Below are 11710 nucleotides of genomic sequence, written 5' to 3'. Positions count from 1 at the left end.
CGGTGGCCTCACCCACCGGACCAGGAGAGCCTAGTGCACCGGGGGCATGCCCTCTGACGCAACAGGTTTCGAACCGGTTGCAACCGGTTCGGCCCGCCAGGTGATCGCCGCGATCACCGCAGCGGCCAGCGCTGCACCCACCAGCCACGCCACCGCCGGCGTCCACGTGTGCAGCTCAAGAGGCGCAGCCACCAGGTCACCCGGCTTCGCGGCCTGCAGCCGCGGCGTCAGCGGATCATGGCCGAGCAACATCCCGACACCCCAGGAAATCCCGGACCCCAGACAGGCGCCCAGCCCGACGATCGCCACCGACCACGGACCGTAGTTCCGCAGCCACCAGAACAGCGCCCCACCCAACAGGAAAGCAGCCACGAACCCGATCGCCGTGAACGTGCCGTCCGGCCCGAACACCCGGGTCATCTGCTCCTCCCCCAGCGCCCCACCCTGCTCGTCCACCGTGTACTGCGCCAGCGGCGAGAACTGCTGCCACGCCCAGCCCCCGACCACACCAGCCACCAGGAACACCACCACAGTCACCAGAATCGCCTTCGCCCACGGCATCTCCGGCTCAGGCTCCGGCGGCGTCCCGAACGGATTCATCGTCGGTGGCGCCAGATACTGCATCGGCTGTCCGTAAACAGGCCTCGGGGGCAACGAGTCACTCACCTCGTCAGTGTGCCGCATGGGTGGTTGAAGCAATTCACCACCCATCGGCGAGCCGCGGACGCAAGTCAGCTCGGCGATCCGCACGGACGTTCGAGGAGCACAGCAGGGACTCGGCTGACCGCCTCGATACGCTCGCTCAGCCGGGGTGAGATCCGGGCGGCAACATCGAGTACGCGGGCATGTTCTGCTGCGAGATCCCAGCCATGGATCGGCTCATGATGCGCGATCCGGTTCCGCAGACGTCGCAGCTCGTTCAGCTCCGAATGCATCCTGGTGCGACGTACCGGACCGTCGAATGCCTACTGGAGACAGGGCTGCCACAGCCGTCGGTTGTACTCGTCGGACAGGAGCGACCACCAGAACCCGAGCATGAGTTCAGCCACCACCTTTCCGTGAAGCTCAGGCCGTCCACCGCGCGTCGCGTTGGTCCGTGCCACTTCGACCTTGCGGCGGGTTGGTGGCGTCAGTGGAACTCGCGGGTCGCCGTACCAGGATCTCTCCGCACCCAACTGCGTCGCCCAGGAGGTGAGCTGACCGTCCATCGCGTTGCGGAGCCCGATCTCGACGTAGTGCAAGACCTCCTGGAACGCCGAGCTGATCTGCGTGTTCCATTGATACAGCTGGTGAGCAGCGGTGAGACTGCCGTCCGACGCGTGCAGGTAAGGCCCCAGGCGGGCCTCGGAGAGCAGATTCTCCAAGGTCCAGGGCATCCTGCGCGACGTCCGCGTCGACGACGGGTGATCGTTGTTCATCACATCTGTGCCTTTTCGAGCGTCAGTCGGCACTGATATGCTGATCGAGCACGAGAGCCCCGGGAATCACGGTGTACCGGCTTAGGCCAGGGAAACCCCCCGGGGCCTTTGCATGTCCGGCCCCTGTCGCGCATCTCGCCACCACTCCTGTCAGCCCGCCAGGCAGGAGGGGCCTAGGAGGGCTTTCAGGTCGGCCATCAGGGAGGAGGTGGGGGTGACGCGGAAGCGGTCGCCGATGCGCATGACGGTGGTTTTCTGGCGGGCTTCGAGTCGGAGCTGGACCTCGGTCATGCCGGGGTGGGACTGCAGGACGTCACGGAGCTGGTCGACGACCGGCTTGGTGCAGCGGGTGACGGGCATCGTGATGACGACGGGGCCGCTGGGGCCCTCGGTGAGGTCGGGGACGACGACCTCGTCGCCGCTCAGCTCGACGCGGTCCTCGCGGCGGCGGATGCGGCCCTTCATCAAGATGATGGCGTCGTTGCTGAGCAGGTGCGCGTGCAGCTGGTACGCCGAGGAGAACATCATCACCTCGATCGAACCTTCGAGGTCCTCGATGGTGACGATGGCGTAGATGTCGCCGCGTTTGTTCACCTTGCGCTGGACGGCGGTGACCAGGCCGCCGATCGTGACGCGGGTGCCGTCGGGACGGTCCTCGTCGGACAAAAGCTGCCCGATCGTGCAGTCGGTGCCGTTGGTGAGCACGTGCTCGACGCCGAACAGCGGGTGGTCGGAGACGTAGAGGCCGAGCATGTCGCGCTCGTGCGCGAGCTTGGTCGCCTTGTCCCACTCCTCGATCTCGGGGACCCGCACCGACAGCCGGCTGTTCAGTTCGTCGTCGCCGGTCGCGTCGTCGTCACCCATCGAGAACAGGTCGAACTGGCCGTGCGCCTCGTTGCGCTTGAGGTCGATCGCCTCGTCCACCGCCTGCTCGTGGACCGCGACCACCGCGCGCCGGGCGTGGCTCATCGAGTCGAACGAACCGGCCTTGGCCAGCGACTCGATGACGCGCTTGTTGCAGACCGGCAGCGAGACCTTGTCGATGAAGTCGACGAAGTCGGTGAACCGGCCCTTCTCCTCGCGGGCCGCGACGATCTCGGCCACCACGTTGACGCCGACGTTGCGGATGCCGGACAGGCCGAAGCGGACGTCGGTACCGACCGGGGTGAAGTTCGAGTCGGACTCGTTCACGTCCGGCGGCAGCACCTTGATGCCCATCCGGCGGCACTCGTTCAGGTAGATGGCCATCTTGTCCTTGTCGTCCTTCACGGACGTCAGCACGGCAGCCATGTACTCGGCGGGGTAGTTCGCCTTCAGGTAGGCGGTCCAGTACGAGACCAGCCCGTACGCCGCGGAGTGCGCCTTGTTGAACGCGTAGTCGGAGAACGGGAGCAGGATGTCCCACAGCGCCTTGATCGACTCCGCGGAGTACCCGTTCGACTTCATGCCTTCGGCGAAGCCGACGTACTCGGCGTCCAGCACCTCGCGCTTCTTCTTACCCATCGCCCGGCGGAGCAGGTCCGCCTTGCCCAGCGAGTAGCCGGCCAGGCGCTGGGCGATCTCCATCACCTGCTCCTGATAGACGATCAGGCCGTAGGTGACACCGAGGACCGGCTCAAGAGCCTCCTCGAGCGAGTCGTGCGGGTAACTGATCTCCTGCTGCTTGTTCTTGCGCAGCGCGTAGTTGGTGTGGCTGTTCGCACCCATCGGGCCCGGCCGGTACAGCGCCGTACTCGCGGAGATGTCCTCGAAGTTGTCCGGCTTCATCAGCCGCAGCAACGCCCGCATCGGGCCACCGTCGAACTGGAAGACGCCGAGCGTGTCACCGCGGGCCAGCAGGTCGTAGGTCGCCTGGTCGTCGAGCGACTTGCTCAGTGCGTCGAGGTCGATCGTGATGCCGTGCGCGGCCTGGATGTTCTTGACCGCGTCGTCCATGATCGTCAGGTTGCGCAGACCCAGGAAGTCCATCTTGACCAGGCCGAGCGTCTCGCAGCTCGGGTAGTCGAACTGGGTGATGATCTGGCCGTCCTGGTCGCGGCGCATGATCGGGATCAGCTCGATCAGCGGCTCGCTGGACATGATCACGCCGGCCGCGTGCACACCCCACTGGCGCTTCAGGTTCTCCAGGCCGCGGGCGGTGTCGACGATCTTGCGGACGTCCTGGTCGGACTCGTAGAGCTGGCGGAACTCGCCGGCCTCGGAGTACCGCTTGTGGCTGGAGTCGAAGATGCCGGACAGCGGCACGTCCTTGCCCATCACCGCGGGCGGCATCGCCTTGGTGATCCGGTCGCCCATCGCGAACGGGTAGTCGAGCACCCGGCCGGCGTCCTTGATCGCCTGCTTGGCCTTGATCGTTCCGTAGGTGACGATCATCGCGACCCGGTCGTCGCCGTACTTCTCGGTGACGTAGCGGATCACCTCGGGGCGGCGGCGGTCGTCGAAGTCGATGTCGAAGTCGGGCATCGACATGCGTTCCGGGTTCAGGAAGCGCTCGAAGAACAGACCGTGCAGCAGCGGGTCGAGGTCGGTGATCTTCATCGCGTACGCGCACATCGACCCGGCACCGGAGCCACGGCCCGGGCCGACCCGGATGCCGTTGGCCTTGGCCCAGTTGATGAAGTCGGCGACGACCAGGAAGTAGCCGGCGTACCCCTTGGAGGTGATGACCTCGATCTCGTAGTCGGTCCGCTTGCGGACCGGGTCCGGGACGCCCTCGGGGTAGCGGTAGTGCAGCCCGGTCTCCACCTCGGCGATGAACCAGGACTCCTCGTTGTGCCCCTCCGGGCAGGGGAAGCGCGGCATGAACCGGCCCTCGCCCTCGGTGAAGCTGACGTCGCACTGCTCGGCGATCAGCAGCGTGTTGTCACACGCCTCGGGGAAGTCCTTCCAGACCTCGCGCATCTCGGCCGCGGTCTTCACGTAGAACTCGTTGGCGTCGAACTTGAACCGGTTCGGGTCCGACAGCGTCGAGCCGGACTGCACACACAGCAGCGCCGCGTGCGACGTCGCGTCCTCGGGCTTGGTGTAGTGCAGGTCGTTGGTGGCCACCAGCGGCAGCCCGAGCTCCTTGGCCAGCCGCAGCAGGTCGGCCTGGATGTTCCGCTCGATGCCGAGACCGTGGTCCATCAGCTCGCAGTAGAAGTTCTCCTTGCCGAAGATGTCGCGGAACTCCGACGCGGCCTTGATCGCCTCGTCGTACTGCCCGAGCCGCAGCCGCGTCTGCACCTCGCCGGACGGGCAGCCGGTGGTCGCGATCAGGCCCTGGCCGTAGGTCTGCAGCAGCTCGCGGTCCATCCGGGGCTTGAAGTAGTAGCCCTCGAGACTGGCCAGCGAGCTCATCTTGAACAGGTTGTGCATGCCCGAGGTGTTCTTCGCGAGCAGCGTCATGTGGGTGTAGGCACCCGAGCCGGAGACGTCGTCACGGCCCGAGTTCGCGTCGCCCCACTTGACCCGCTTGCGCTCGGTCCGGTGGGTGTGCGGCGTCAGGTAGGCCTCGACGCCGATGATCGGCTTGACGTCGTACTTCTTCGCGGTCCGCCAGAACTCGTAGGCCCCGAAGACGAACCCGTGGTCGGTGGTCGCGATCGCCGGCTGGCCCATCTCCTGGGCCGTTTTGAACAACTCGTCGATCCTTGCCGCGCCATCCAGCATCGAGTACTCGGTGTGCACGTGGAGATGCACAAAACTGTCGCTGGACCCCATATCGGCGCGGACCTCCCAGGGCGTGAATGAGCGGGACCGGTACAGAGTATGCGGGCCCACGGACAGTTCTGAATCGGCTCACCGGCGACGCCCGCAACGCCCGCTATCCGGTCGTCAGCTCTTGACATCATATTGTCAATAACGACATCATGTTGTCATGACCGAGAACAGCGCGATCCCCGTCCACGTCGCCGTCTACGACACCTACGCCGACTGGGAGGCCGGCTTCGCCACCGCGCACATCAACCGGCCCGACTGGCAGCGCAAGCCCGGCCGGTACGTCGTCCGCACCGTCGCCGCGAGCGCGGACCCGATCCGGACCAGCGGCGGGATGCGGGTGCTCCCGGACCTGACCCTCGACGAACTGTCACCAGCTGAGAGCGCGATGCTGATCCTGCCGGGGAACGACCTCTTCCCGACCCCGGCGTACCAGCCGTTCGTCGCGAAGGCGCGCGAGTTCCTGGAGGCCGACGTACCGGTGGCTGCGATCTGTGGCGCGACCGGCGGACTGGCGCTGGCCGGGCTCCTGGACAACCGGCCGCACACCAGCAACGCGCTCGAGTTCCTGCAGAGCCTCGGGTACGGCGGCTCGGCGTTCTACCGCGATGAGCTCGCGGTCACTGATGGGGCGCTGATCACCGGAAAGGCGCAGGCACCGGTCGAGTTCGCCCGGGAGATCCTGGCGAAGCTCGAGGTGTACGAACCCGCGGTCCTCGACTCCTGGTACAAGCTCTACGGAGCCAAGGATCCGGCAGGCTTCTTTGAATTGATGTCAGTATGAATCGGCGAGCTTGTCGAGGGCCTGGTCCAGGTCCTCGGGGTACTGCGAGGTGAACTCGACGTACTGACCGCTGCCGGGGTGGTCGAAGCCGAGCCGCATCGCGTGCAGCCACTGGCGCTTCAGCTCGAGCCGCTCGGCGAGCACGGGATCCGCGCCGTACGTGAGGTCGCCGCAGCACGGGTGACCGATCGCGGACATGTGAACGCGGATCTGGTGCGTGCGGCCGGTCTCGAGGGTGATCTCGAGCAAGGTCGCGTAGCGGAACGCCTCGAGCGTCTCGTAGTGCGTGACGCTGGGCTTGCCGCCGGCGATGACCCCGAACTTGTAGTCGTGGTTCGGGTGCCGGTCGATCGGAGCGTCCACGGTGCCGGTGAACGGGTCGGGGTGACCCTGCACCAGCGCGTGGTAGATCTTCTTGACCGTCCGCTCCTTGAAGGCACGCTTGAGGACGGTGTACGCGTACTCCGTCTTCGCGACGACCATCAGGCCGGACGTGCCGACGTCGAGGCGGTGCACGATGCCCTTGCGCTCGGCGGCACCACTGGTGGAGATGTTGAAGCCGGCTCCGGCCAGGTGACCGATCACGGTCGGGCCGGTCCAGCCCGGTGACGGGTGGGCGGCGACGCCGACCGGCTTGTCAACCACGACGATCTCGTCGTCGTCGTGCACGATCCGCAGGTTGTCCACGGTCTGCGGTACGACGGTCACCTCGGAAGGCGGTGCGGGCAGCTCGACATCGAGCATCACACCGGCCGCGACGCGGGCCGACTTGAGCGCCGCGACGCCGTCGACCTGAACGAGGCCGGACTCGATCATCTCGGCGGCCTTGGTGCGGGAGACACCGAAAAGGCGGGACAGGGCGGCGTCGAGCCGCTCACCGGCCAAGCCGTCCGGGACCATGACGGTGCGGGCGCTCACTTGCGCTGCTCCCTCGTCCCGTCGAGGCGGATCCCGCGCAGGGTCTGGATGACCAGCAGGATGGCGGCCGAGGTGACGGCCATGTCAGCGACGTTGAAGATCGCCCAGTGCGGCGTCTGCAGGAAGTCGACGACATGCCCGTGGAACGGCGAGGGCTCGCGGAAGATCCGGTCGGTGATGTTGCCGACCGCGCCGCCGAACAGCAGCCCGAACGCGATCGCCCAGCCGGTCGACCCGAGCCGGCGCGACAGGTAGATGACCCCGACCGCCACCGCGATCTGGATCACACTGATCACCGGCGTATACCCGGCGCCGAGGCTGAACGCGGCCCCCGAGTTCCGGATCAGGTTGAACTTCAGCAGGCTGCCGATCACGTTCACCGGCTCGCCCGGCGTCAGATGCGCCAGCGCGAGCGCCTTCGTCAGCTGATCGAGACCCAGCACCACGATCCCCGCCACCGCGAACAACCCGATCCACCTCCAGGACCGGACCGGCGGCTCAGGAGACGACGGAGAACCGGCCGACTCGAGGTCGGCCGGTTCGGAAGCCGGTACGTCGTCCCCGGGCTGGCGGGGCGTGGGGGCGTCGTCGTTCAGCGACGTTCTTCGCGTTCTTTGCATGAGACGCACAGTGTCGCACGCGGGAAAGCCTGCAGCCGACCCTTGCCGATGGCCTTGCCGCAGGACTCGCAGACGCCGTACGTGCCGTCCTCGATCCGGGACAGGGCCCGCTCGTCCTGGTCGAGCATGTCGCGGGCGTTGTTGGCCAGCGACATCTCGTGGTCGCGCTCCAGCGTCGTGGAGCCCACGTCGGCCTGGTCGTTGCCGGCGCCGTCCCCGCCGTCGCGCAGCAGCCCGACGATCTCCTTCTCGGCGACCTTGATCTCGTCGCGGAGGTGGACCACATCGGCCTCGAGCTCGGCGCGCAGTTCGGCCAGCTCGGCCGCCGTCCACGGCGCCTCGCCGTCCTTGACTGCCAGGGTCTCGGCCTTGTGCACCGGGGACTTGGCCGGCGCCGTCGCCGGTGTCCTGTTCTCGTTCGTCTTCATGGCCACCCTCTTCTTTGCCGGTGCCTTACGGGTTGTCGTGCTGGACTCACTCGATCCCGAGGCACTCTTCTTGGCCGCGGTGGAACGTTGGGGGGCGGACTTCCTGGGAGCCGTAGCCATGGGCAGCTACCCCCTCGTCGTCGGAGACTGAAGCGGACTGGTCGCCAGACAGTAGGCCAGCTTCCAGAGCCTGGCCAGTCCGACGCGCAGACCGTGGACATACGGTAGTCGCTTCTTCAAGTTCACTCGATGTTCCGCGCGTCACAGCCGCGTCTCAGCCGCTACCGACAGTGACAATTGCATGAACATCAGGCAGCATTCTCACGGTTGTACCCCCGATCGGCGACTGTATTTCCCTGATCCCGCCCCACCGCCCCCATCGGATTAACGATTCGTAGTTGCCCGGTACGACGCCGTACACTGGCAACCGCGACCTGCAAGGCAGTGATGGGGCCATCACCCCGGAGCCGCCGGAAGAACAGTCCGTGGCGACCTATTAGAACCGGCAGCGGCGCGCGAAGGAAGTGGGTAACTCCCCGGGTTTCACCCTGAGAGTCGCCAAGGAGGGTGGTACCGCGCGGTGCCCGGCCGATCCGGCCACGGCATTTCGTCCCTCGTCGGGCAGGCAACGGCGACGAAGGACCTCAGACATGGCGACCCCGAACACCCCCTGGCGGCAAGTACCCGCCCAGGTCGACTTCCCCGCGCTGGAGCGCGAGGTGCTCACCCACTGGGACGAGCACGACACCTTCGCGCGGAGCCTCGAGCAGTCCGCCGACGGCACGCCGTGGACCTTCTTCGAGGGTCCCCCCACCGCGAACGGGATGCCCGGCACGCACCACATCGAGGCGCGCGTCTTCAAGGACGTCTTCCCGCGCTACCGGACCATGAAGGGCTTCTCGGTCGAGCGCAAGGCCGGCTGGGACTGCCACGGCCTGCCGGTCGAGGTCGCGGTGGAGAAGGAGCTCGGCTTCAACGGCAAGAACGACATCGAGGCCTACGGCATCGCCGAGTTCAACGCCAAGTGCCGCGAGTCGGTGCTGCGCAACGTCGACGCCTTCAACGAGCTGACCGTGCGGATGGGCTACTGGGTCGACCTGGAGCACCCGTACAAGACGATGGACCCGGAGTACGTCCAGTCCGTCTGGTGGTCGCTCAAGCAGATCCACGACAAGGGCCTGCTGGTCGAGGACTACCGGATCACGCCGTACTGCCCGCGCTGTGGCACCGGCCTGTCCGACCACGAGCTGGCCCAGGGCTACGAGACGGTCGTCGACCCTTCGGTCTACGTCCGCTTCCCGCTCACGTCGGGGCCATTAGCTGACAAGGCCGGCAAGCCTGTATCACTGCTGGTCTGGACGACCACCCCGTGGACACTCGTCTCCAACACCGCCGTTGCCGTACACCCCGACGTCCAGTACGTCGTCGCCACCGACGGCACCGAGTCCCTCGTAGTGGCCGAGCCGCTGCTGGACCGCCTCGGCGAGGGCTGGACCGTGACGGAGCGGTACGTCGGCCGCGACATGGAGCGCTGGACCTACCAGCGGCCGTTCGAGCTGGTGGAGTTCCCCGAGCCGGCGCACTACGTCGTACTGGCTGAGTACGTCACCACTGAGGACGGCACCGGTCTGGTGCACCAGTCCCCCGCATTCGGCGCCGACGACCTCATCGTCTGCCGTGCGTACGGCCTGCCGGTCGTGAAGCCGGTGGAGGCCGACGGGACGTTCTCAGCGGACATCCCGCTGGTGGGCGGTCAGTTCTTCAAGAAGGCCGATGCGGACCTGGTCAAGGACCTCGACGCGCGCGGTGTGCTCTTCAAGCACGTCCCCTACGAGCACCCCTACCCGCACTGCTGGCGCTGCCACACCCCGGTCATGTACTACGCGCTGCCGTCCTGGTACATCCGCACCACTCAGGTGAAGGACGCACTGCTCCGGGAGAACGAGAAGACCAACTGGTTCCCGGAGTCGGTCAAGTGGGGCCGGTACGGCGACTGGCTGCGGAACAACATCGACTGGGCGGTCTCCCGGTCGCGCTACTGGGGCACGCCGCTGCCGATCTGGCGCTGCGAGGAGGACCACCAGGTGTGCATCGGCTCGCTGGCCGAGCTCGGTCAGCTCGCTGGACAGGATCTGAGCGCCGCCGATCCGCACCGCCCGTACGTCGACGACATCACCTTCGCCTGCCCGACCTGTGGCGGTGAGTCGCACCGGGTCGCCGAGGTGATCGACGCCTGGTACGACTCCGGCTCGATGCCGTTCGCGCAGTGGGGATATCCGTGGGTGGAGGGGTCGACGGAGAAGTTCGAGGCGGCCTACCCCGGTGACTTCATCTCCGAGGCGATCGACCAGACCCGTGGCTGGTTCTACACGCTGATGGCGATCGGCACGCTGGTGTTCGACGAGTCGTCGTACCGCGATGTGGTCTGCCTCGGGCACATCATGGCCGAGGACGGCCGGAAGATGTCCAAGCACCTGGGCAACATCCTGGAGCCGATGCCCTTGATGGACACCCACAGCGCGGACGCGGTGCGCTGGTTCATGGCCGCCTCCGGGTCGCCCTGGAAGGCGCGCGGCATCGGCCCGAACGTGCTGAACGAGATCGTCCGGAAGGTGCTGCTCACCTACTGGAACACGGTCGCGTTCCACTCCCTGTACGCACGGCTGGCCAACTGGTCGCCGTCCGACGTACCGCCGGTCGCGGAGCGCTCGGTGCTGGACCGCTGGCTGGTCAGCGAGACGCACCGGCTGGTCCGGGACACCGACGAGGCCTACGCGGTGTACGACACCCAGAAGCTCGGTCTGCTGATCAGCCAGTTCGTCGACACGCTGTCGAACTGGTACGTCCGGCGGTCGCGGCGGCGGTTCTGGGCCGGTGACGCCGGTGCCTTGGCGACGCTGCACGAGACGCTAGACGTGCTGACGCGGGTGATGGCGCCGCTGACGCCGTTTGTGACCGAGCGGGTCTGGCAGGACGTGTTCCGCCCGGTCACTCCCGAGCTGGCGGAGTCCGTGCACCTGTCGACCTTCCCGACGTACGACGCCGGTCTGATCGACGACGTACTGGCGCAGCACGTGTCGATGGCCAAGAGGGTCGTCGAGCTCGGCCGATCGGCGCGGGCCGAGGCCAAGGTCCGGACGCGGCAGCCGCTGTCCCGGGCGCTGGTCGGCTCGGCCGCGATCGCGGACCTGTCCGCCGAGCTGCTGCAGGAGATCGCCGACGAGCTCAACGTCGGTTCGGTCGAGCCGCTGTCGTCGGCGGGTGCGGACCTGGTCGAGTTCTCCGCGAAGGGCAACTTCCGCGAGCTCGGCAAGCGGTTCGCCAAGCAGACCCCGGTCGTCGCCGCCGCGATCGCCGCGGCGGATGCCGCCGTACTGGCTGCGTCGTTGAAGGCCTCCGGTACGGCGACAGTCGTGGTCGATGGCGCTGACGTCGAGGTGACCGAGGCCGACGTACTGCTGTCCGAGCGGCCCAAGGAAGGCTGGTCGGTGGTGAACGAGCAGGGCGAGACCGTTGCCCTCGACCTCGAGATCACCCCCGAGCTCAAGCAGGCCGGCCTCGCCCGCGAGGTGGTCCGGACGTTGCAGGAGGCCCGCAAGTCGGCCGGCCTCGAGGTCTCCGACCGCATCAAGGTCTGGCTCACCACCACCGACACCGAACTGGCCGATGCCCTCGGCAAACACGGCGAAGACCTCGCCCGCGAGGTCCTAGCTGTCGAACTCACCCTCTCCGCCCCGGCCGAAGGCAACCTCGTCACCGGCACGGAGGAAGACCTCAACCTCACCTACTGGCTCACCAAGGCATAGGTGGATGGAGGGAGGGGCTCACAGCCTCTCCCTCCCG

At 67.0% G+C, this 11710-nt stretch carries 8 protein-coding genes; 2 read left to right on the top strand and 6 right to left on the bottom strand.

Annotated elements, in window-relative coordinates; all coding sequences use genetic code 11:
* Positions 1-30 precede the first annotated feature (30 nt).
* The 3 genes from ACIA49_RS15335 to dnaE all read right to left on the bottom strand — a co-directional run bounded on the left by ACIA49_RS15335 (position 31) and on the right by dnaE (position 5120).
* A complete protein-coding gene (locus tag ACIA49_RS15335; protein WP_396377777.1) occupies positions 31-624 on the bottom strand; it encodes a hypothetical protein in 594 nt (197 codons plus the stop codon).
* A 341-nt stretch (positions 625-965) separates the two neighbouring features.
* Complete coding sequence (locus tag ACIA49_RS15330) at positions 966-1418, bottom strand: hypothetical protein (protein ID WP_396377776.1); 453 nt, start codon at positions 1416-1418, stop codon at positions 966-968.
* A 150-nt stretch (positions 1419-1568) separates the two neighbouring features.
* Positions 1569-5120, bottom strand: a complete 3552-nt coding sequence (gene dnaE, locus ACIA49_RS15325) for a DNA polymerase III subunit alpha (protein WP_396377775.1) — start codon at positions 5118-5120, stop codon at positions 1569-1571.
* A 157-nt stretch (positions 5121-5277) separates the two neighbouring features.
* On the opposite strand from dnaE, the gene ACIA49_RS15320 reads away from it, so the two are divergent.
* Positions 5278-5901, top strand: coding sequence for a DJ-1/PfpI family protein (locus tag ACIA49_RS15320; protein WP_396377774.1), 624 nt, complete (start codon positions 5278-5280; stop codon positions 5899-5901).
* On the opposite strand, the gene ACIA49_RS15315 is transcribed toward ACIA49_RS15320, so the two are convergent.
* The 3 genes from ACIA49_RS15315 to ACIA49_RS15305 are packed head-to-tail and all read right to left on the bottom strand — an operon-like array spanning position 5893 to position 7867.
* Positions 5893-6801, bottom strand: coding sequence for an RluA family pseudouridine synthase (locus tag ACIA49_RS15315; protein ID WP_396377850.1), 909 nt, complete (start codon positions 6799-6801; stop codon positions 5893-5895). The two genes, ACIA49_RS15320 and ACIA49_RS15315, sit on opposite strands and share 9 nt — an antisense overlap.
* A 14-nt stretch (positions 6802-6815) precedes the next feature.
* Positions 6816-7439, bottom strand: a complete 624-nt coding sequence (gene lspA, locus ACIA49_RS15310) for a signal peptidase II (protein ID WP_396377773.1) — start codon at positions 7437-7439, stop codon at positions 6816-6818.
* Positions 7412-7867 carry a TraR/DksA family transcriptional regulator gene (locus ACIA49_RS15305; protein ID WP_391542046.1) on the bottom strand — a complete coding sequence of 152 codons (456 nt, stop codon included), beginning with the start codon at positions 7865-7867 and terminating at the stop codon, positions 7412-7414. The genes lspA and ACIA49_RS15305 overlap by 28 nt, the downstream gene beginning before the upstream one ends.
* A 650-nt stretch (positions 7868-8517) precedes the next feature.
* On the opposite strand from ACIA49_RS15305, the gene ileS reads away from it, so the two are divergent.
* The gene (gene ileS, locus ACIA49_RS15300; RefSeq protein WP_396377772.1) at positions 8518-11673 is read left to right on the top strand and encodes an isoleucine--tRNA ligase; all 3156 of its coding nucleotides are present in this window, start codon (positions 8518-8520) and stop codon (positions 11671-11673) included.
* The last annotated feature ends 37 nt before the right edge of the window (positions 11674-11710 follow it).

Origin of the sequence: Kribbella sp. NPDC051587 (assembly GCF_044453945.1) — a bacterium.
Taxonomy (GTDB): domain Bacteria; phylum Actinomycetota; class Actinomycetes; order Propionibacteriales; family Kribbellaceae; genus Kribbella.
This window is presented reverse-complemented; position numbering and strand designations above follow the sequence as displayed.